Source organism: Campylobacter sp. CNRCH_2014_0184h, from assembly GCF_025772985.1.
GTDB lineage: Bacteria > Campylobacterota > Campylobacteria > Campylobacterales > Campylobacteraceae > Campylobacter_D.
In genome coordinates this window covers 138,479-158,641 of the sequence record NZ_JAKMTB010000002.1, presented here as the reverse complement: position 1 = coordinate 158,641, position 20,163 = coordinate 138,479, and the positions used below count along the sequence as shown (strand labels likewise).

The 20,163-nt window shown below is 27.9% G+C and carries 22 protein-coding genes and 2 pseudogenes; 11 read left to right on the top strand and 13 right to left on the bottom strand.

Annotated features, from left to right (window positions below):
• Genes L8X36_RS02830 through L8X36_RS02785 form a run of 10 tightly spaced genes read left to right on the top strand, consistent with a single transcriptional unit; the run spans window position 1 to window position 8,129 of the window.
• The gene (locus L8X36_RS02830; RefSeq protein WP_263682423.1) at window positions 1-738 is read left to right on the top strand and encodes a HisA/HisF-related TIM barrel protein; all 738 of its coding nucleotides are present in this window, start codon (window positions 1-3) and stop codon (window positions 736-738) included.
• The gene (locus L8X36_RS02825) at window positions 738-1,805 is read left to right on the top strand and encodes a DegT/DnrJ/EryC1/StrS family aminotransferase (RefSeq protein ID WP_263682422.1); all 1,068 of its coding nucleotides are present in this window, start codon (window positions 738-740) and stop codon (window positions 1,803-1,805) included. The genes L8X36_RS02830 and L8X36_RS02825 overlap by 1 nt, the downstream gene beginning before the upstream one ends.
• Window positions 1,783-1,923, top strand: coding sequence for a hypothetical protein (locus L8X36_RS02820; protein ID WP_263682421.1), 141 nt, complete (start codon window positions 1,783-1,785; stop codon window positions 1,921-1,923). The genes L8X36_RS02825 and L8X36_RS02820 overlap by 23 nt, the downstream gene beginning before the upstream one ends.
• Window positions 1,924-1,928: 5 nt before the next feature.
• Window positions 1,929-2,873, top strand: a complete 945-nt coding sequence (locus L8X36_RS02815) for a hypothetical protein (RefSeq protein ID WP_263682420.1) — start codon at window positions 1,929-1,931, stop codon at window positions 2,871-2,873.
• Window positions 2,874-2,884: 11 nt separating this feature from the next.
• Window positions 2,885-3,571 carry a CDP-alcohol phosphatidyltransferase family protein gene (locus L8X36_RS02810; RefSeq protein WP_318530086.1) on the top strand — a complete coding sequence of 229 codons (687 nt, stop codon included), beginning with the start codon at window positions 2,885-2,887 and terminating at the stop codon, window positions 3,569-3,571.
• A complete protein-coding gene (locus tag L8X36_RS02805; protein WP_263682419.1) occupies window positions 3,559-4,569 on the top strand; it encodes a radical SAM/SPASM domain-containing protein in 1,011 nt (336 codons plus the stop codon). The genes L8X36_RS02810 and L8X36_RS02805 overlap by 13 nt, the downstream gene beginning before the upstream one ends.
• 3 nt (window positions 4,570-4,572) lie before the next feature.
• Window positions 4,573-5,880 carry a phosphoenolpyruvate mutase gene (gene aepX, locus L8X36_RS02800; protein ID WP_263682418.1) on the top strand — a complete coding sequence of 436 codons (1,308 nt, stop codon included), beginning with the start codon at window positions 4,573-4,575 and terminating at the stop codon, window positions 5,878-5,880.
• Window positions 5,877-6,968, top strand: coding sequence for a phosphonopyruvate decarboxylase (aepY, locus tag L8X36_RS02795; protein WP_263682417.1), 1,092 nt, complete (start codon window positions 5,877-5,879; stop codon window positions 6,966-6,968). The genes aepX and aepY overlap by 4 nt, the downstream gene beginning before the upstream one ends.
• Window positions 6,953-7,471 carry an adenylyl-sulfate kinase gene (locus L8X36_RS02790; protein WP_263682416.1) on the top strand — a complete coding sequence of 173 codons (519 nt, stop codon included), beginning with the start codon at window positions 6,953-6,955 and terminating at the stop codon, window positions 7,469-7,471. The genes aepY and L8X36_RS02790 overlap by 16 nt, the downstream gene beginning before the upstream one ends.
• Complete coding sequence (locus tag L8X36_RS02785) at window positions 7,464-8,129, top strand: class I SAM-dependent methyltransferase (RefSeq protein WP_263682415.1); 666 nt, start codon at window positions 7,464-7,466, stop codon at window positions 8,127-8,129. Before L8X36_RS02790 ends, L8X36_RS02785 begins: the two co-directional genes overlap by 8 nt.
• Here the strand turns inward: L8X36_RS02785 and L8X36_RS08085 are convergent.
• From L8X36_RS08085 to pseF, 7 genes and pseudogenes are all read right to left on the bottom strand, one after another.
• A pseudogene (locus L8X36_RS08085) lies at window positions 8,118-8,960 on the bottom strand (ATP-grasp domain-containing protein); the annotation flags it as partial. The gene L8X36_RS02785 and the pseudogene L8X36_RS08085 sit on opposite strands and share 12 nt — an antisense overlap.
• A gap of 327 nt (window positions 8,961-9,287) precedes the next feature.
• Window positions 9,288-9,716 (bottom strand): annotated as a pseudogene (pseH, locus tag L8X36_RS08080) (UDP-4-amino-4,6-dideoxy-N-acetyl-beta-L-altrosamine N-acetyltransferase); the annotation flags it as partial.
• A complete protein-coding gene (locus L8X36_RS02775; RefSeq protein ID WP_263682413.1) occupies window positions 9,713-10,381 on the bottom strand; it encodes a PIG-L deacetylase family protein in 669 nt (222 codons plus the stop codon). The gene L8X36_RS02775 and the pseudogene pseH, both read right to left, overlap by 4 nt.
• A complete protein-coding gene (locus tag L8X36_RS02770; protein ID WP_263682412.1) occupies window positions 10,371-11,057 on the bottom strand; it encodes a methionyl-tRNA formyltransferase in 687 nt (228 codons plus the stop codon). Before L8X36_RS02770 ends, L8X36_RS02775 begins: the two co-directional genes overlap by 11 nt.
• Complete coding sequence (pseG, locus tag L8X36_RS02765) at window positions 11,054-11,878, bottom strand: UDP-2,4-diacetamido-2,4,6-trideoxy-beta-L-altropyranose hydrolase (protein ID WP_263682411.1); 825 nt, start codon at window positions 11,876-11,878, stop codon at window positions 11,054-11,056. Before pseG ends, L8X36_RS02770 begins: the two co-directional genes overlap by 4 nt.
• Window positions 11,875-13,776, bottom strand: a complete 1,902-nt coding sequence (locus L8X36_RS02760; RefSeq protein ID WP_263682410.1) for a motility associated factor glycosyltransferase family protein — start codon at window positions 13,774-13,776, stop codon at window positions 11,875-11,877. Before L8X36_RS02760 ends, pseG begins: the two co-directional genes overlap by 4 nt.
• A 46-nt stretch (window positions 13,777-13,822) precedes the next feature.
• The gene (pseF, locus tag L8X36_RS02755) at window positions 13,823-14,545 is read right to left on the bottom strand and encodes a pseudaminic acid cytidylyltransferase (protein WP_263682409.1); all 723 of its coding nucleotides are present in this window, start codon (window positions 14,543-14,545) and stop codon (window positions 13,823-13,825) included.
• Between the two features lie 62 nt (window positions 14,546-14,607).
• On the opposite strand from pseF, the gene L8X36_RS02750 reads away from it, so the two are divergent.
• Window positions 14,608-15,846, top strand: a complete 1,239-nt coding sequence (locus tag L8X36_RS02750) for a DUF2920 family protein (protein ID WP_263682408.1) — start codon at window positions 14,608-14,610, stop codon at window positions 15,844-15,846.
• A gap of 13 nt (window positions 15,847-15,859) precedes the next feature.
• Here L8X36_RS02750 and L8X36_RS02745 read toward each other — a convergent pair whose 3' ends face one another.
• Genes L8X36_RS02745 through L8X36_RS02720 form a run of 6 tightly spaced genes read right to left on the bottom strand, consistent with a single transcriptional unit; the run spans window position 15,860 to window position 20,162 of the window.
• A complete protein-coding gene (locus tag L8X36_RS02745) occupies window positions 15,860-16,078 on the bottom strand; it encodes an acyl carrier protein (protein ID WP_214100219.1) in 219 nt (72 codons plus the stop codon).
• Window positions 16,071-17,138: a beta-ketoacyl-ACP synthase III gene (locus tag L8X36_RS02740; protein WP_263682407.1), complete on the bottom strand. Its 1,068-nt coding sequence runs from the start codon at window positions 17,136-17,138 to the stop codon at window positions 16,071-16,073. The genes L8X36_RS02745 and L8X36_RS02740 overlap by 8 nt, the downstream gene beginning before the upstream one ends.
• Complete coding sequence (locus L8X36_RS02735) at window positions 17,128-18,651, bottom strand: HAD-IIIC family phosphatase (protein WP_263682406.1); 1,524 nt, start codon at window positions 18,649-18,651, stop codon at window positions 17,128-17,130. The genes L8X36_RS02740 and L8X36_RS02735 overlap by 11 nt, the downstream gene beginning before the upstream one ends.
• Window positions 18,648-19,052, bottom strand: coding sequence for a VOC family protein (locus L8X36_RS02730; RefSeq protein WP_263682405.1), 405 nt, complete (start codon window positions 19,050-19,052; stop codon window positions 18,648-18,650). The genes L8X36_RS02735 and L8X36_RS02730 overlap by 4 nt, the downstream gene beginning before the upstream one ends.
• On the bottom strand, window positions 19,049-19,939 hold the full coding sequence (locus L8X36_RS02725) for a class I SAM-dependent methyltransferase (protein WP_263682404.1): 891 nt from the start codon (window positions 19,937-19,939) through the stop codon (window positions 19,049-19,051). Before L8X36_RS02725 ends, L8X36_RS02730 begins: the two co-directional genes overlap by 4 nt.
• A complete protein-coding gene (locus tag L8X36_RS02720) occupies window positions 19,926-20,162 on the bottom strand; it encodes an acyl carrier protein (RefSeq protein WP_263682403.1) in 237 nt (78 codons plus the stop codon). Before L8X36_RS02720 ends, L8X36_RS02725 begins: the two co-directional genes overlap by 14 nt.
• Between the last annotated feature and the right edge of the window lies 1 nt (window position 20,163).

Sequence of the window (20,163 nt, the reverse complement as noted above, 5' to 3'; positions counted from 1 at the left end):
ATGCTTAAAACAAGAATCATACCTTGTGTGTTATTAAAAGATCATCAGCTTGTAAAAAGTATCAATTTTTCTTCTTTTAGGACTATAGGACATGTGGTAAGCACAGCTAGGATATATAATGCTAGAAATGTTGATGAGCTTATAGTTTTGGATATTAATAAAAACGGTGTTATAGATTTTGAAAGCTTAGAAGATATAGCTAATGAATGTTTTATGCCTTTAACTATTGGAGGTGGGATTAGAACTTTAGAAGATATTAGAAAAGTGTTAGATATAGGTGCTGATAAAATTAGTATTAATTCTATGGCTTTGCAAAACCCAGGTTTTGTCAAAAATGTAGCAAATGCTTTTGGAAGTTCTTGTGTAGTATGCTCGATTGATGTAAAAAAAGACAAAAATAAATTTAAAGTTTTTAATAATGAAATTTTAGATATTGATCCATTAGAACTTGCATTAAAATATGAGTATTTCGGAGCAGGGGAGATACTTTTAACAAGTGTTGATAAAGAAGGAAGTTCTTTGGGGTATGATTGGGAATTACTAGAGTATTTCAAAGGTAAATTAAAAATTCCACTTATTATCAATGGAGGACTTTCTAATCCTCAAGATGGGGTAAAAGCTATACAACTTGGTGCAAATGCATTAGCAGGTGCTTTTATATTTCATTTTAGTCAATATACTCCAAATGATATTAAAAATGAGCTTTTGAAAAATAATATCCCCGTGAGGATTTTTTGATGATTAAAAAATTAGAAAACAAGTTAGTTGGTAAATTTAAAGCAAAAGAATGTTTGTATACTTACTCTGGAACTAGTGCGTTATATGTTAGCTTTTTATATGCAAAATCATTAGGTAGAACAAAAATTTTGATTCCAAACATCATATGTCCTCAGGTAGTTATAGCAGCTATTAGGGCAGGATTAGAGTATGAGTTTTGTGATATTAATTTAGATGATTATGTAATGGACTTAAATAGCATAAAACAAATTTATAAAATTAATAATTTTGATATATTGTTACTAGCTCATGTTTATGGACATATTTGTAGTAATGATATTATTAGCTTTTGCAAATTTCATAATATATTTATTATTGAAGATTGTGCTCAAACATATAAATTTAACCCACTTTGTGATTTATCTATATTTAGCTTTGGTCATACAAAATTTTTAGATAATGATTTTATGGGGGGGGGGATATTAAGTATGAATGACCTGAGTAAGCTAAGATACATTAATAATACTCTTGCTAATCCTGTTTTTGAAGATTTGGATCATAATATACAAGAATATCGCAAAGAATTTTATAACTTAGACAAGTCAAATGATAATTATTTTACTAAATTTCAAGAGTTATTGTTGAAATATACAAAATTTTATAAAGTAGAGCGGTATAATTTTGTTTTATATAAGAAATTAGATCAACTAGAGCATATATGTAAAAATAGAATTAAAAAGATGCAAATATACAAGCAAGAAATGATTCATGATTTAATTATTCATCCAAAATTGTCACATGATAGTATTGCATGGAGGTATACCTTTAGATTTTTGGGTAATAGAGAAAAATTATTAGTAAATTTAAGAAAAAATAATATTGATTGTAGTTCTTGGTATATAGGATGTAATAAAATTTTTAAAAAAAAGGTATTGAAAAATAGTAGTATTTTGGAAAATCAAATAGTAAATTTATGGCTTGATGAAAAAACTAGTATGGAAAAAATTCAAGACAATATAAAAACAATAGTAAAAATAATTCACAAACTTTCTACAAAGGGAGATAATGAGTATGTATTTTTTAGATAAAGAAGAAGCAAAAAGAGTTTTTTCTATGTTTAGCAGTATAGAAATAAATACTCTAGAAATATATCATGAAAATAATAATATTTGTGATAGTGATTATGTAGTGGTTTTAGAAAAATGAAGACAATGTTAATATATACCAATGGAGGTTTTAAAATAGGACTTGGACATGTGATGAGAACTTTGTTATTGGCTTCAAAGATACAAAATTCTTTTAATATTCAGTTTGTTAGCTTAAATAACGATGATTTCATTTCAGGTCATAAGCTTATTGAAGATTCTTTGTTTAAATTAATTTTAATTGATGGAACTAAGAATCTTTTTGCTATTAAATCTGATTATTTATTGTGCGATGATTGTATGGTTGATGAAGAGTTTTTCAAAGATTGTAAAAAATATTTTAAAAAAATTATATGCATTGATGATGAGTGTGTATTAAAATACTATAATGTTGATGTTTTAATTAATCCAAATCCCTATGCAAAGGAACTAGCTTACAAAGTAAATACTGCAACAAAATTTTTATTTAATTATAAATTTTTACGAGATGAATTTTATACCAAAAAACCAATCAAAATTCGTAAAAATATAAATAATATTTTATTAACATTGGGTGGAAGTGATGATAAAAATCTAACTTATGAGATTATTTGTTCTATTTTGCCTTTTATAGAAAAACATAATATTAATTTAAACGTTGTTCTGGGCGGAGCATTTAAATATAAAACTGAATTATTAAAAATCCAGCATAGTAAATTAATTTTTTTTGAAAATCCAGTAATGTCTGATTTGATGATGAAAAATGATATGGGTATTTGCGCATGTGGGCAAACTGTATATGAGTTTTTATTCTTAAAAATTCCAATTATTGGTTTGGTTTTGAGTGAGGATCAAAAAAGGCTTGCTGAGTATGGAAGAGATAGGCGGTTGTTTTATTACGCTAAAAGTATTAAAGATATCAATTTATTTTTAGAAAATAGTAATTATAATAACAGACTTAGTATGCAACAAAGAATGAAAACGTACAAAAATTATAATAAGTTAGAAACAATAGCAAACGAATTGTTTTAAGTTGAAGAATTATGGATAGATTAAAAATAAAAAAACACCACCGGCTAGAAGGCAAAAGTATGTATATAATAGAGTATATATATAGGATAATAGTTATAAGCAGATTTTTACCTTTATTGGCCAAGATGAATGTGCATCCTGTAGCAATTACTTTTTTAAATACTTTGTTATTTCCCTTTATTTTATACTGTTTATTTTTTCAAAATTTTATATTAGCAGCACTGTTAATACAATGTTACGCTTTGATTGACCATACAGATGGTATGCTTGCAAGGTATACAAACAAAAGAACTTATATAGGTTCAAGGCTAGACCGACTGAATGATAATATTTTTTTTAATGCTATTTTTATCGTTTTAACTTTCTCAATGAATTTTTCATTGTTTTTTTTAATTTTGGTTCTTTGTTGTATGAATATCCATAATTTTTTTGGTATGTTTTATTTTTCTAGTAGGTTAAGGAGATTGAAAAAAATTCGAAGGTTTGGGATCAAAAAGTGGTTACTTGAGAGAAATTTTATTTTAGGAATGGACTGCTCATTGATGCTTTTTTTAGTGAGTGTTTTCTTGCTTTTTGGTAAAATTAAAATGATGTTTTGCGTTGTAGCATTTTTGTATGTTCTTGATTTGATTTATAGGTTAATAGAACTAAAAATTAATGAAAAAATAGAAAAAGAGGTAATAGAATGTCAGAAATAAAAACAGAATCAACTTCAGCAGGCAGAGTGGTTAATAATTCGAAAAAAGATATTGATGCTATTTTTGTTGAAAAATACGGAAGCAAATGGACTGAATATAGAAAAAAATGGAATGATGCATCTAATTATATTTTTCAAGATTTCCCTTTATTTGTAAGGTTCGAAAATCAATTTAAATGTAATGCTAGGTGTATTATGTGTGTACATGGACATGCAGATTTAAGAAATGATTATAAATATAAAGGGTATTTGCCTTTTGAAGTATTTAAAAGATTGGTAGATGAATGTGATGAACATCAGTGTCCTTCTGTTGGTGTTTCCCAAACAAATGAGCCTTTATTGGATCCTGATATTATCGAAAGATTGCAGTATGTTAGCAGTAAAAAAAATATAATTGATATTCATTTTAATACCAACGCTTCTTTGTTAACAGAAGAGGTGTCAAGAAAATTACTCGACACAAATATTACTAGAATGAATTTTAGTATAGATGCTTACACAGAAGAAACATATAATAAAATAAGACTTGGTTTGAATTTTAAAAATGTTATAAAAAACATAGAAAATTTTATAAATTTAAGAGAAAAATTAAATGTAAAGTTGCCCATTATAAGAGTAAGTTTTTTATTACAGGAAATAAACAAACATGAGCTGGAGGATTTTAAGCGCTATTGGGTAGATAAGGTAGATTATGTTTCAATTCAACGCTATGTCCCAATATCACCTTTTGATGATGATAGAAGTTTGGCTATTTCTGAATCTCCAATTTCTGGAAAACAAAAATGCTCTTATCCTTTTGAGTCGTTATTTATACATGGAGATGGATTAGTAGTTCCATGCGCAAGTCATCGTGCAAAGCATATATCTGTTGGAAATATTAACAATAATAGTATTTATGAAATATGGCATAGTGAAAAAATGAATGAGCTTCGAATGGCACATAAGAATGGTTGTTTAAAGTCAACAAAACTCTGTGACACTTGTTTGTTTAAAGGATAAAATTTGAAGAAAAAAATAGTTTATGTTCCAATGGCTGCTGATATTATACACCCAGGTCATTTAAACATCATTAAAGAGGCTTCTAAATTAGGGTATGTAATCGTCGGGCTTTTTTCTGATAAAGCTATTTCTAGTTACAAAAGAATTCCTTTGATGAGTTATGAGCAACGAAAAATGATTTTACAATCAATTAAAGGCGTTGATGAGGTGGTGTTGCAAGATCAGAAAGATTATGATATAAATTTACTAAAATATAGACCTGATTTTCTTGTTCATGGAGATGATTGGAGAAGCGGTCCTTTAAATTCTTCGCGTCAAAGAGCTATTGAATTAATGAAAACTTGGGGTGGTAAGGTTGTAGAACCTAAATATACGCAAGATATTTCTTCAAGTCTTTTGATTAAACAAATTAAAGAAACAGGTATACTCCCGCACGAAAGGTTAGGATCTTTAAGAAGGGCACTAGGAGTTAAGAGTCTTATTAAAGGTATAGAAGCACACAGTGGTTTGAGTGCAATGATTATTGAAGAGCTTACAGCAAAAGATAAATATGGCAATAAGCAATCTTTTGATTTTTTATGGCTAAGCTCTTTAACAGATTCTAGTTCAAAAGGAAAACCAGATAATGAATTTGTTGATTTGACTTCTAGAATAACTACAGTTAATGATATATTAGAGGTTTGTACAAAGCCTATTATTTACGATGGAGATACAGGATCGCAAATTCCGCATTTTGTGTTAACAGTTAAAAGATTAGAGCGACTTGGTGTAAGTGCAGTTGTTATTGAGGATAAAATTGGATTAAAACAGAATTCATTATGTGAATCTGATTTAAGACATACACAAGATACAATAGAGAATTTTTGCCTAAAAATAAAAAAGGGAAAGCAGGCTCAATTAAGTAAAGATTTTATGATTATAGCAAGAATAGAAAGTTTAATCTTGCAAAAAGGAATGGATGATGCTCTGGTTAGAGCTCGTGCATATATCAAGGCTGGTGCTGATGCTATTATGATACATTCTAGACAAAAAGATGGGCATGAAATTTTAGAGTTTTGCGATAAATATAAGCAATTTACTGATAAAAAACCTTTGATGGTTGTACCTACAAATTATCCCTCATTAAGTGAGAGTGACCTTGAAAAAGCTGGTGTAAATTTAGTTGTGTATGCAAACCAGTTGTTAAGATCGGCATATTCTTCCATGAAAGCAACTGCTACATCAATATTGCAAAATGGAAGAAGTTTGGAGGCTGATGAGCAGTATATTTCAGCATTAGACTTAATTAAACTAATAAAAGGAAATCAATGATTGATTCTTTAGAATTTGCTCATATTCTAAAGAGCCAATTTTCTTTTTTCGCTGGCGTTCCAGATAGTCTTTTAAAGCCGATTAATAACGCTTTGGAAGAAATTCTTCCAAAAGAACAGTTTTTTATCACGTCTAATGAGGGGCAAGCTATAGCCTTTGCTAGTGCGTATTATTTAGCAACAAAACAAATTGCATGTGTATATATGCAAAATTCCGGATTGGGAAATGCTATAAATCCGATTTTATCGCTTGCAGATCCTGAGGTTTATGCTATTCCGATGGTGCTGTTTATTGGTTTACGTGGGGGCAAGGATGATGAGCCACAACATGCAAAACAAGGAAAGGTAACTAAGGATATCCTTGATGCTTGTAAAATAGAAAATCATATTTTAGATAAAGATATTGCCATAGCAAAACAACAAATTTATAATGCAGTAAAAAAAAGTAAAAATGAAGCAAAAATTATAGCTTTTTTAATCGAGAAAAATACATTTAGCACTTATCATTTAAAACGCAAAACAAATACATATAAAATTATTAGAGAGCATGCTATTTCTTTGGTGCATGATGTATTTGCTGACGCAAAAATAGTCGCAACGACTGGATTTATTTCAAGAGAGTGTTATGAGTTGCGTGAAATAAAAAATCAAAAGCATTATAATGATTTTTTAGTTGTAGGATCTATGGGATATGCTAGTTCTTTAGCTTATATTTTATCAAAATATAGCCAAAAAAAAGTTGTATGTTTAGATGGTGATGGGGCTTTTATAATGCATATGGGTTCTATATTAAATTTTAAAGGTTCAAATTTCTTGCATATAGTTTTAAATAATGAAATCCATGATAGTGTAGGTGGTCAAAGTACAAATGCAAAAAATGCTTCATTTGTTAAATTAGCTAAATCATGTGGTTATGATTATTGCTTTAGTATTTCTAATATAAGCCAGCTAAAAAGAAAACTTAAAGAAATCAAAGAGCTTAAAGGTTTGATTTTTTTAGAGATCAAAGTCAAGCAGTATACAAGAAGTGACCTTGGGAGACCTAAGAATATATTGCGGTTAAAGGAAGATTTTTGCAAGGAGTTTTAGTTTTTATTACAGGATTGAGTGGGAGTGGAAAAACTACATTAGCTTATGCCTTGCAGGAATATCTTCAAAAAGAATATCATAAAAAATCGATTGTCTTAGATGGAGATGAATTGAGGGCTTGTGTTGAAAATTTTGAATATACCAAGAATTCTCGATTAAAAATGGCGAAATACTATATCAAACTGTCTCAAATTTTATATAAGCAAAATTTTATTGTTATACTTTCAACCATATCTATGTTTGATGAAATTAGAGATTATAATAGACAGAATTTTGCAAGATATTTGGAAATATTTCTTGATGTTTCTTTGGATATTAGAAAACAAAGAGATAGTAAAAATTTTTTCAAACAAAAAATAACAAATATCGCAGGTGTGGATCAGACTTTGGAGTTTCCAAAAACTAGCGATATAGTGCTAAAAGATAATTTTCAAATCCAAACCAATGTAAAAACAATAGCAAATATCATTGACAAACTCTCTATAAAGGAAAATAATGAATAATCAAGAAAAATGGTCGCAACTTCATGGAGATAGTAAGCATCATCCAATCTATCCTCATGAAATGTATGTAAAATGCGTATTTAAAAATTTTAAAAAAGGTTCTAAAATTTTGGATCTTGGTTGTGGTGCAGGTAGACATGTAAAATTCTTAGCAGAAAATAACTATATTACATATGGTTGTGATTATTCAAACAATGGAGTTGCGTATACAAAAAAATTACTAAATCATTATGGTTTAACGGCTCAAGTTGAACTAGCTAGTGTGAATAAACTTCCTTATGAAAATGAAATCTTTGATGGAATTTTATGTTGGGGCGTGTTATATTATAATGACCAGCAAATTATAGAAAAAGCAGCTCAAGAAATTTATAGGGTTTTAAAAAAAGAAGGAAAAGCTTTTATTTTAACCCGCAATTTAAATGATTATAGATATAAATACGGAATAAAAAGTGAAAATAAATATCGTATAATTATTCAAGAAAACAACCCAAAACGCTCAGCTTATGCTGAAAATGGAATGAATATGTATTTTTTTGATGAAGAAGAAGTAAAAAGAGTTTTTTCTATGTTTAAAAACATAGAAATAAACACCTTAGAAGTATATCATGAAAATAATACCATTTGTGATAGTGATTATGTAGTGGTTTTAGAAAAATGAAGCATTGATATAATCATCTGGATTTTCATTTTTAGGAATTTTAATGTAATAATAACCTTTAGAGTCTAGCAGCGAAGATGAATATTGAAATTCTGTTGAATTGTCTATTAGTACATGGTCTTTAACTATCATATCAGGTTTGTTTTGTTTTAAAAATTGATAAAATTGAAAATCTTGTTTGGTAAAAATCATTTTTACTAGGCAATAATAGTGTTTATTAATTTTGCAAAGCTGTAGGTTTTGTTTGAGAATGCTTTGTAAAATTAAAGCGTTATAGTCTAATCCTATGGAATGTTGTATTAGTACATTCCTCCAACCTCCAGCTCTACTAGCAATTTCAATTATTTTTACATTATTATTATTTAGTTTTAGCTCTATATGACATGCTCCATATTCAATTTTAAAAGCTTTTAAGGTTTTTAGTATGGTTTTTTTGATGAATTTTTCATCTTCTTTGGAAAGTCTAGCTGGAACAAGATGTTGGGTTTCTAGAAAGTCATCTTTGTTTTCATCATCTCGTAGATATTCTTCTGTGATAGCTAGAATTTGATGCTTTCCGTTAGAGGTGATGGTTTCTACACTATATTGTGATCCTTCCACTACTTCTTCTACTAAGACTATTTTGTTATAAGAAATTTTTTTTGCATTGATGTAAGCTTGTGTAAGTTCTTGTGTATTGTGTACTTTTACTACTCCTCTGCCAGCACTTCTATCGCTAGGTTTTACAACTAGGGGAAATTTGAGTTTGATGGTTTTTAGTTCATCAATGCTGTATATCTTTTCGTATTTTGCGGTTGGAATATGATGTTTTTTAAAAATATCTTTCATTCTTGATTTATCGGTGGTATTGAGTGCGACCTCGTAGGAGTTTAATCCTAAATTTAAATGCTCGCCCACATAGCAAGAGGTTATATTGCCTAATTCTGTTGCTACTGTACCTATACCTATGATATTGTATTGGCGAGCTAGTTTTAAAATTTTTTCTTTTTCGTGGATACTTATAAGGTGAAAGACATCTGCTTCTTTTTTTAAAAAACACTGCTTGTCATAATCAAACAAGTGTGTTATAAAGTATTTTTTTACTTCATATAAAAAATCTGCTTGAAGACTTCCACCACCTATCACAAAAAAATGTCTTTTGGTTTTAGCATCGTTATCAAGATAGTAAAATCCATCTTTATCTTTGATGATTTTAAATCCATGTCTTAGGTATAAATTTAGAGCTTTTATATTTTCTTTAAAAACACAAGCATTTAGGGTTTGAACTTTTAAAACATTAAAAGTATAGTTTTTAACTTCTTGCATTAAAAGTTCACCTGCGCCTTTTTGAATACCATAAAGCCCAAATTCACATGAATGGTTGGTTATATTGATAAAATATATTACTCCTATTTTTATACCGTCTTTTAATAATAAAAAATATTGTTGTTTGTTATTTTCTTTGAGTTTTTGTAAAAATAACTGATGTTCTTCTAGGCTAATATGTTGTGTTTTCATAAATTTAGAAACACGTGAAGAATTTCTTATATGAAAAATTTCTTTTTCTTCTTCTTTGCTAAGCTCTGTAAAATTTTTATAAGTAATCATTTTATTACCTTGATGCTTTTAAATGCTTCAGCATACTGAAGTCCAACTTTCATTCCTTGGTATTGTGCATTTATTTTTATTCCTTCTAAACTTCTTGGATGGGGATATTGTTTTAGTTCTGATTGGTAAAAAGACATAGCTTGTAGTTTTAGGTCTAATGATGAGCTGATATCAAAAAAAACATCGGGTTGAAAGCTTAATGGATAGTTCCATTCTGTGCTAGATAAAATTTCAAAACTATAAATTTCTTTAACGCTTTCTTCTGGTAGAGATCTTGTAGCAGTGATTGTTGCTTTGTATGTAATTTGATGATCTATATTGAGATCTTTTTCATAATGTGTAAAAATTATATTTGGTTTAATTTCATTTTTAATTTCTTCGATACTTTTGACTATTTCTAATAATGGTATTTTGTCAAAAGCATTATCAGGAAAAAACTTTCTAAAAACTTTTTTGATACCTAAAAAATTATTTGCTTTCAATAACTCATCTTCTAAAATTTCTTGTTCATTTTTGTTATTGGTTGATCTGCTTGTCTTGCCTTCTCCAAGTATTAAAGTATAAGCCTCATATCCTTTTTGAATGTATCTTGCTATAGTTCCAAAGCATCCTAAAACCTCATCATCTGGATGAGCTGCTATTATTAATATTTTTTTATTTTTCATAAAATATTACCTCTGCTTTTATTTTATTGTTGTATTTTTTTGCGTTTTGAAAAATCATTTTTATATTTTCAAATTCCAAAAAAGCTTTTGGATAATCAATAGCATCAAGCATGCGTATAAAATCGTATATTTTTATCAAATTTGGGTTTTCAAGTGTATTGATATTACTTTGTTCTTTTGTTCTTCTTTTGAAAACTACTACTTTTCCTTTTTGCGTGTGAGGGTTGATTTTTGTATGTAAAATTTTTGGTATCAATTTAAAGAATATGATTTTTGAAATTTTTTCATAAATTTGTTGTGCATTTGAAATTTTAAAACTAATATTATGTTTTAAATATATTTCTCCACCATCCAATACATCGCAAGCTTTTAAAGCGCAAATTTTACTCTTATATATCCCTCTTATGATTAAATTTTGTAAAGGTGAGCCTCCTCTTCCAAATGGTAAATTTCCAAGGTGGAAAATAATACATCGATAGTTATTGTAAATTTCTTGAGGTATATAGAAAGACCAATGCGGGAAGAATATGTAATCTGGATTTATTTTTGTTATTTTTTCTAAAGTAAGATCATCTTTTTTTGTTATGAGATAAAAAGTGTATGTTTTATATAATTCTTTTATTTTGTAGAAATTATTGATATTATGTTGTCTAAGAGTAGCAATAATTATTTTCATGTGAAATTCTCCACTTCATAACCTTTTTTAGCAAGCCAAGTTGCAATTTTTTCTTGATTTTTAGCATAAGCTATGGCTTTAAAATTTGCTTTTAAAATCAAAGCTTCATTGACTAATGAGCTTGCGCTAATGATGAGTTTTTTACTTTCATTCATTAATCTAGCAAGGCTAGGATGGTCTATTAGAATTTGTATATTAGGGTTTTTTTGGCTTAATTTTTGAAGTAAGTTTAGATGAGAATTTGCTTTTGTGGTAGCTATGATGACAGTTTTATTTTTATTAAGCTTGTTTGCTATATCAAAAGAAATATTTTTTGGATCGCTTCCCCCTATACAGATAAAATAATCATAAATTTTCTCTCTTTTTATCTTGCTTTCTTGACAAAACTCATCGCGTATTAGAGCATAGGAAAAACCACATCTTAATTCACAATACTTTGGCACTAAATTTTCATAATCACTTTCTTTAGCATAAGCATTGACATTTAACAATATGTCGCAAAAATGTTCTTTTATCTCATCATCAAAGCTAAGAATTTTAATTCCTGTTTCTAATTTAATGAGTTTTTCATCATCTGCAGTGATCTCATAATGATCAATGATTAAAAGATCAAATTTTTCCTTTTTGATGAGATTGATGAGTTCGTATATGCTAGCACTTGTTAGCTCATATACAGGATAAGGAATTTCATCTATTAAAGAGCCTTTTAGTGGTAAACAAGCAAAAGATACATCTTGGTATTGTTTAGCTAGTAAAAGATCTCTTTTGATATGTCCGTGTCCTATAGCGCTAGAACTATCGCTTCTAAAAAGAACTTTCATTTGATTTTATGACCATATCCTCTTTTTATAATAGCTTCTTGTAAAGGAATTACACCTCTATGTAGGGCTTGTTCGTGAGCTTTGATATGGGCAATAATTAACTCAAGCCAATCAATATGTTCTTTAATCCATAAGAGTGATTTATTATGTATATCATCTTCGTTAATAGGATTAAGAACATAAATTTTAGCCAGGTTAAATTCAAACTGAGCAAGCAATGGGCTTAAAGTTTCATGCAACTCTTTCATATCTTTTAGTTCTTCTATATATAGTTTGATTTCATCTATTTTTTTGAACGTATTTTCTATATTTTCTTTGGAGTGGGTATTTTGATAAGACCATTTTAAATGAGACAGATGATCTTTAATGGTATTGTTTAAAGTATGACAATTTGAAATACTTTTTTTTATTTTTACATATGCTTTAAGCATGAGTTCGATTTGTTTGTTTAAGGTTGGTTTTTCTAAAGGCGCAAAAGGTTTATCTAGTTCTTTCGTTAATAGCTCTTCACATGTTTCTTTAAAAGGTTTTTCTATAGCATTTTTGATTCTAGCTCCACCTTCTGTGCAGTTATATGTGGTTACTCCAAAATGTTTAAAAAAAACAATATCGCTTTCGAAATTTTGTCTAAATAAAGTCCATGCAGCTGAACTTTGCACAACTCCTTCCCCTCCATAAGCTTCACATTCATATTTTCCAAAATCTCTTTTATATGGTTTTTTAGTTATATAACTATCTGTAAGATAAGTATAATCACTAGAATGAGATACTCCAGTTTCGCTATAGGCTAAATCTTGCCCAATTAAAATAATATTTTTATGACTCAAATCAAACGCAAGATTTGAGGCCATATTTGCCACACTCCAACCTGTTCCAAGATAACCATAAGTGTGTAATTGCGTAAAATAAATAAATTTAGCATCAGTGGGAGAAATTAACATGTAGTTTCTGTTGTTATTTTCTAGATGTTGTATTGTTTTTGGATGAGTGTATGATTTTAGGGCAAAAATAATATTCTTATCAAAATCACCAAAGTTATTATTAAAATATTCACTTGTAGCTAATATTCTTTCTAGTGATAATACATAATCAGGTTTAATGTTGTGTTTGGCTAGTATAGGATAAGCGCTATCGGCGCAAAATATTGTTGCTTTGTTGATATATTTCTTTAGTAAAGGAAGTTGCTTAGAAAGACTAGGGCCGGTAGAGACAATTATGGCTGTATCACTTAAGTTTTTTCTTTTTTTTAAAAGTTCTTTATAATTTGGATGAGTTAACATTTTAGGAAGATTATAGGTAAATTGTTCTATACCTTGAAGTGCATCAAGTGGTAAATTTCCATATTTTAATACAGCTTTTTTTAAGTATTCTAGCATGTTGTTGTTGACTTTTAGTATGTCATCATGATATCTTTCATAGTAATCAGAATGTAATTCTAAAAAATAAGTTCTTGCAAAATTGAGCATAGGTTGTTGGCTGCACATTAGTTCATAATCTATCGTGTTTAGGCAATTGATATCAGCGATTACTAGTCTAGCTTCTTGTAATTCTTTGCTAAAATCTATTATGCTAAAGGCCGTGTGGATGATCTCTAAGTCTTTTTCAAAAACTATAATCACTTTATGGTGAGGATTTTGCAAAAGAGCTTTATATAAAATTCCGTTACCAAAACCAAAAAAATACAATACAGGATATAAATGATATTTTTCATTGTAATTTTTTAACATAATATTTAATTCATCTAAAGGATTTTTGTAAATTAAGGTATTATCTTGAGTATTTAAAAAATTAATATCTAAACTATCATTACTTTGAATAACTTGATATTTATTTTTTTTAATTGTTGATAAGGTTTGCCCTAGTTTGGTTTTTATACTTTTAATATTTTTTTGTAACATCTTTGTTCCTTATATTGCATAAATAATTATTATACTTTAAAATAACTTATATTTCATGATAGATTTTGAGATGTGCTTTGTTTGTATTGTGAAATTTATAAAGCATTTTAGCAAATTCTAAGTCTTCAAAGGTATCAATATCACAAATTTTATTTCTAGGTAGTAAAAAAGCTTTAGAGTGAGGTTTAAACATAAAATTTTTTTCTAGCCATGCTTCTTTTTTGCCAAAGTAAAATGCACCACCATCGTGATAAGCTTTAGTAAGATCTTGTGAGCGTTTGTGATAATTTGACTCATCAAACATATAAACTTTGTTTTGTTCATTAAGGTAAAAACCTCTTTGTATAGGGTATTCAAATTCACAAGCTGAAAATAAAAATTTGCACTCATCTTGAATAAATTGCTTAAAAGCTTTTTGTAAGATAAACTCATCTATAAGTGGTGCAGTAGCATATAAACAACATACATTTTCATAGATTTTATCTTGCATTTCTAGGGTAATGATAGCATCTTGGATTACAGCGGTTGAGCTTGCATAATCATCACTTAATTCTTTTTTACGCACAAAAGGAGCTTTAGCTCCGTATTTTAAAGCTACTTTGATGATCTCATCATCGTCGCTTGAGATAATCACATCATCAAAAATACCCGAATTTAAAGCACTTTCTATGCTATAAGCAATCAAAGGTTTTCCTAAAAAATCAATGATATTTTTTCTAGGAATTCTTTTTGAACCACCACGCGCTGGGATAATACAAAGATTTTTCATAAACTCTCTTTAATTTTTATAAAAAATAAGTATAATTAAATTTTAATTTTAAAAGGCTTAACATGCTTAAAAATGAAACTTATTTCATAGACTCTTGCGATGATGTAGAATTAAATATAAAAAGAGAAAGTAAATTAGAATTTAAATTAACTTATGATGATAGCAAAGAAATAGAGGCTATTGTTTGTATTATAAGTGGCATTGGTGGGGATATAAAAGATGATTTATATATAAGTGATTATTGTGCTAGAAATTATAATGTAGCAGTTTTAAATGTAAATTATCATTGCATAGGAAATCGTCCTCAAACTGGGGCTAAGATTTATCTTGATGATATTGATAGACTTATATTTGACACAAGTTTAAAGGCTATTGGTATAGAAATTCCTTATGATATATCAAAACTTAATTCTTTTGAAGAATTTCATCCTGCTATGGATTATCTTGATAAAGAAATTCAAAAAAATAAAAATAATTGGGAGATTGATAGGAATTATTATTTAGATTTAAGTGCAAGTTTACAGCCTACAAAGAATGAATATCAAAATTTTGGTATCATGCAAGCAACAGATATACTAAATGCTCTTTTATATATTAGAAAAAATTTCGCTTTTAAAGCTATGGGGGGGGGTATAAAGCATATTTTAGTTGGAGCATCTCATGGAGGATATTTAGCAAATTTATGTGCAAAATTAGCTCCTTGGCTTGTTGATGTTGTGGTGGATAATTCTTCCCATGTTAGCCTTACTGATTTATGGAGGGTTATAGGTTTTGGCAAAGAAGTTGATTTTACCGAGTATTATTCAGTTGCGACTTTTAATTTCTTTCAAAATATAAGATTATGCTGTTGTGATAAAACATTTTGGACTACAAATAAACAATCACATTATTATTTTTCACTTGCTAGAAAACTAATTAGAGAAACATTAAATAAAGATCATCTAAATATACAAGCAAAATATCCAAATCCGAAATACATTGCTTATCATTCTAAATTTGATGAATGGGTGTCTTTAGAAGAAAAAGAAGAATACGTTGATACTTTAAAAAAACATGGATTTGATGTTGAATTTATAAAAGTTATAGATGAAAAACAAATAGATGGTAAGTTTATTAAAAATCTAACTCATGGTATGGGTATACCTATGAAACTACTTATAAAAAAGCATTTACCACAAATTCTACAAGAATCTTTAAAAGATAAAACTTGTAAAAAAGAAATCTCATATAAATGTGATGATTTAATATATACCTTTAAAGAGGAAAATGAGCAGATTGCTTTAAGCGTGGAAAGGGTTTAAACAAATATTTTGTTTAAACACCAGCTAAAGCTAAAAGATCACTTACTTTTTCACATTTTTTAAGATCATCACCGCTAATTTGCTTGCCAAGTGAGTTTTTAAATAATACCATGATAGATACAAAAGCTAAGCTATCCCATTCATCAATATCATCTAAAATCATATCTTCTTTTAGTGTTTCATCCATATGCATAGCTTCGCTAATAGCTTCTAGTAATTCTTCTTTAGTCATTTTTTTCTCCTTTATAAATTGAAATTGTATCAGTTTTAAAGTTTTTATCAAAATTGATATAAGCACTCCCCCAGGCATATCCAGCGCCAAAAGCACTTAAAATGGCATTAAAATCATTTTTTTGTATTTCACAAAGTAAAGCAGGTAAAGAGCAAGCACTCAAATTAGCATATTTTGACATCAAAAAATTTGGTGTTTTAGAGTTATCAATACCCAAGTCATTTATAATAGAATCAACTAAAAATTGATTGGATTGATGCAATAAAAAATAATCCACTTCATCTTTACTTTTTTCACAAAAATCAAGCATTTCTTTTATGCTTTGGCTCTCAAGATTAAGTGCTTGGTTAAAAATTTCAGCCCCATCCATATAAAGATTATCTAGGTTTCTATGCTCATTAGTTTGAAATATTTCTTTATTAGAGCTTTTACTCTCATCAAGTTTAACAAAAGCTCTATTAGGTATGATGAGTTTGTCAAAACCTTCTCCATCAGAATAAAGCTTAAAAAACGATTTTTCATTTGCACAGCTTATGAGTGTTGCACTTACTCCATCGCCAAAGATTGGAGCTAAATTTGCATTCAAAGGGTTTATGGTTTTGCTTAAAGTATCACCACAAATTAATAAAATATTTTTTGCATTTTGATTTTCTAAAAAAGAAAAAGCTATAAATAAGCCATATAAATACCCCGAACACGCTTGATTTACATCAAAAACTATGGTTTGAGGCTTTAAATTTAATCGTTTGTGAAGATAGTTTGCACATGATGGCATAAAAAAATCAGGAGTTTGTGTAACAAAAATCACCATATCAAGCTCATTTTTATCAAAATCAAGCATTTTAAATAAATTTATACTTGCTTCATAGGCTAAATCTGTTGTGCTAATATTTTCATCAGCGATAAATCTTTCTTGTGTGCCTGAAATTTTTTTCATTCTTTTTAGCATTTTGACATCATTTTGAAAAACATCTTCTAAACAATCATCTATATTTATGCATTTATTAGGCACGCAAACGCTTATGCCTGCTATTTTGGCCTTATTAAAACTAGCTTTCAATTATAAGTCCTTCGTAATTTATCATTTCTTTTTGGATTAGAGCAAAATTTTCTTTTATATTTGCATTTAAACTATATAAAAATTCTAAAAATGGCATATTTCTTTCGCCCTTTTGAAAGTATAAAATACATTCTTTTGTATTAAAATGCAGGTGTAATAATTCTATAGCCTTATATAGCATAATTTTTTCAAGCTTTCTTCCTAAGGCTCTACAACTTATACAAAGATCTTTTATGATTAAATTTGTTTCATCTTTATAAGCTACAAAAATTGCTATAATACCACTATCGCTTAATTTATCACTCATGCTTATAGTCAAAATAGTATGTTTTTGCATAAATTCTTCACACTCTTTTAAGCTTAATCTTGAGTAATTTGATATAAATTGATTAGTTTTATTAAGTAGTTGTGAAATTCTTTCAAGTTCATTCGCATGGTTGATATGAAATTTCAAACAAATTTGTAATTTTTCAAAATACTCTTTAGGGTTAAGCTTGCTAAGCTCTTGTCTTTGTAAATTTGCTTTAATATCAGCACTTCTTAATTCATCTTCCTTGCTAAAGCTTGTTTTTAAAAGTCTAGGATAGAGCTTTAAACTATAAGCACTATTTTCATCAGCTAGTAAGGTGTTAATATGAAGGTGTGATACATTTTCAATTTCGGCTATATTATCATCAATAAACAACACACTATCAAAAGCTATATTAAAAAATTTTACAATTTCTTTGATATTTTCGTCTTTACTTTTCCAATTGGCCTTGATCATACTAAAATCATCAAGTTGTAATAAAAAGTCTTTTCTTTGTGAAAAAAGTTTTTTTACATCTTCTTCTTCATTTTTTGAAGCGATGGCGAGTAAAAAACCTTGATTTTTTAAATTTAAAAGCTCACTTTGCAAGGCTTTATGATTGCTAGATAAAGTAAGATTTTCAATGCCATCTTCGCCTAAAATTCCTTGGTATAAGGTATTATCAAGATCTATGATGATTGCTTTTAAAGTTGGTTGTAAGAAGCTAGGTAGGATTTTTAGTCCTAGAAATTGGGCTAATTTTAAACAAGCTTTATTACTAAGTCTGCTTGCATTTATTTCAAAATTACTATCATCTATGATGAGATTTTCATCTAAAAAGGGCTTTAGTATTTTGCAAATACTATATTCTTTTAAGCTTGTATTACCAAGTAAAAGTGTGATGATAGGAGCGTTGCTAATGCTTGATAGTTCTTGTATTTTTTCTTTGATAAAATCATCTACATTTTTTTTATAATTGTTTAAATCTATAAATATGATGTTTAAATCTACTTTTTGAAAATTATCATAACTTAAACTATCATCATAAGAGCTTATTTTAAATTCAGCCTTTAATTTACTAAAGGCTAAAAATGCATTTAGTATGCTTGAAATCACTTCAAAAGAGTGATTTCTAAAAACATTAATAGCAATTTTTTTATAATGATTTTCCTTGCTAAGTTTTATGAGATCATTTCTTTTTAAACTTGGTGAAAAAAGATTCATTTTAGCTCTACCAATTCTATCAATAAATTATTACTCATCATCACAAAGCAAAGTTTTGCAAAATAACTTGCTTTCATTATATCAACAACTATCAAACCATCATTTAAAAGTAAAGATAAATCTTGCTCTATATTTTTGCTTTCATAAGCTATATGATACATTTTAGTTTTATTTTTCAAATAGCTATCTAATACACCTTTTTCATTTAGATTTGACAAAAGTTCAAAGCGATATTGAGGAAGTAAGTTGTTTTTTGGAATAATAAATTCCCCTTTTACTCCCTGTTGTTCGTCTATAAATTCAGCTTCTTTAATAAAACCTAGCTTTTCAAATATTTTTCTTTCTTTTTCTAAAGATTTACATGCTACACCTATATGGTGGATTGGTAAATTTAAATTCATTTTTCAAATACCACAGCCATAGTTATAGCATTTTTAAATTTTAAAGCTTTTTCTAAAGAATAGTCATTTGCCATAAAACATTCATATTGTTTTATTTTTAAATTTGCTTCTTTTGCCATTTCAAAAATTTCATTTGGATGTGTAAATAAGTATATATGATCAATTGCAGGTGCGTTGATAGGTATGGTTGCGAAAATTTCACCTTCATCACTTAATAAGTCTTTTGCTCTTTTTAAAAATTCTAAAGGTTGCTCAACATGTTCTAAAACTTCTCCAATTACTATTAAATCAGCCTTTTTGTGAAATTGAAATTGAAAAAAATCTTTACATAAAAATTCACAATTATTAATTAAATTTTTAACTTGATTTTCCACCATATTTTTTGTCAATTCACAACTAGTAGGGGACAAATCTAAACCTAAATAATAATTAAATTTTAAACTTTTAACAGCTTTAGTAAAAAATTCTCCATGTCCTGGACCTATTTCAAAATAATTACCATGTTTGCTTTTTGATTGAAGATAATTTTCAAAATACTTTCTAACTTTTATATGAGCAATCCAAATATAAGATGAAAGTGCAAGCCCTATCATGTATTTTTTCATATAAGTTTCATTAAAATAGACTTTATCTTTTACTTCTTCAAAACTTTTATATCTGTATGAGTTATTTTCTATGAAATATTTTGTTTCTTCTAAAGTGTCATTAAGTATAGTTAAATAGCATTCGCACTGCTCTTGTAAAGAAATATTATTTTGAAGATAATATGTAATGAGATTTTCAAATTCTATTTTATCTTCATTTGTTATACTGATTTTATTTAAATATTTTGCGTGAATTGGATTTTTTATAGCTATTAACTCAAATAAGTTTTTAATATTTTTCATTTTTTACCTTTGATTTGATAGCTTGCAAAAGCTCATTTTGTGATTTTAGCTGACTTAATTCATCTTTGCTAAATTTGATTTCAAATTCTTCTTCTAAACTCATGATTATATCAATATGGTTTAAAGAAGTCCAATTTTTACAATTTTGCATGTTTAAATTTGAGTTTTCATCAACTTTTGCTTCTAGTATATTTTCTAAAATTTCATAAAATTTATTTTCCATG

Coding starts and splice junctions, on each gene's coding strand:
- L8X36_RS02750 (WP_263682408.1), top strand. CDS start 14,608: ATGCTTAAAAATGAAACTTATTTCATAGACTCTTGCGATGATGTAGAA.
- aepY (WP_263682417.1), top strand. CDS start 5,877: ATGATTGATTCTTTAGAATTTGCTCATATTCTAAAGAGCCAATTTTCT.
- L8X36_RS02720 (WP_263682403.1), bottom strand. CDS start 20,162: ATGGAAAATAAATTTTATGAAATTTTAGAAAATATACTAGAAGCAAAA.
- L8X36_RS02815 (WP_263682420.1), top strand. CDS start 1,929: ATGTTAATATATACCAATGGAGGTTTTAAAATAGGACTTGGACATGTG.
- L8X36_RS02810 (WP_318530086.1), top strand. CDS start 2,885: ATGGATAGATTAAAAATAAAAAAACACCACCGGCTAGAAGGCAAAAGT.
- L8X36_RS02745 (WP_214100219.1), bottom strand. CDS start 16,078: ATGACTAAAGAAGAATTACTAGAAGCTATTAGCGAAGCTATGCATATG.
- L8X36_RS02770 (WP_263682412.1), bottom strand. CDS start 11,057: ATGAAAATAATTATTGCTACTCTTAGACAACATAATATCAATAATTTC.
- L8X36_RS02775 (WP_263682413.1), bottom strand. CDS start 10,381: ATGAAAAATAAAAAAATATTAATAATAGCAGCTCATCCAGATGATGAG.
- L8X36_RS02760 (WP_263682410.1), bottom strand. CDS start 13,776: ATGTTACAAAAAAATATTAAAAGTATAAAAACCAAACTAGGGCAAACC.
- L8X36_RS02820 (WP_263682421.1), top strand. CDS start 1,783: ATGAGTATGTATTTTTTAGATAAAGAAGAAGCAAAAAGAGTTTTTTCT.
- L8X36_RS02725 (WP_263682404.1), bottom strand. CDS start 19,939: ATGAAAAATATTAAAAACTTATTTGAGTTAATAGCTATAAAAAATCCA.
- L8X36_RS02735 (WP_263682406.1), bottom strand. CDS start 18,651: ATGAATCTTTTTTCACCAAGTTTAAAAAGAAATGATCTCATAAAACTT.
- pseG (WP_263682411.1), bottom strand. CDS start 11,878: ATGAAAGTTCTTTTTAGAAGCGATAGTTCTAGCGCTATAGGACACGGA.
- L8X36_RS02830 (WP_263682423.1), top strand. CDS start 1: ATGCTTAAAACAAGAATCATACCTTGTGTGTTATTAAAAGATCATCAG.
- L8X36_RS02785 (WP_263682415.1), top strand. CDS start 7,464: ATGAATAATCAAGAAAAATGGTCGCAACTTCATGGAGATAGTAAGCAT.
- pseF (WP_263682409.1), bottom strand. CDS start 14,545: ATGAAAAATCTTTGTATTATCCCAGCGCGTGGTGGTTCAAAAAGAATT.
- L8X36_RS02730 (WP_263682405.1), bottom strand. CDS start 19,052: ATGAATTTAAATTTACCAATCCACCATATAGGTGTAGCATGTAAATCT.
- L8X36_RS02825 (WP_263682422.1), top strand. CDS start 738: ATGATTAAAAAATTAGAAAACAAGTTAGTTGGTAAATTTAAAGCAAAA.
- L8X36_RS02805 (WP_263682419.1), top strand. CDS start 3,559: ATGTCAGAAATAAAAACAGAATCAACTTCAGCAGGCAGAGTGGTTAAT.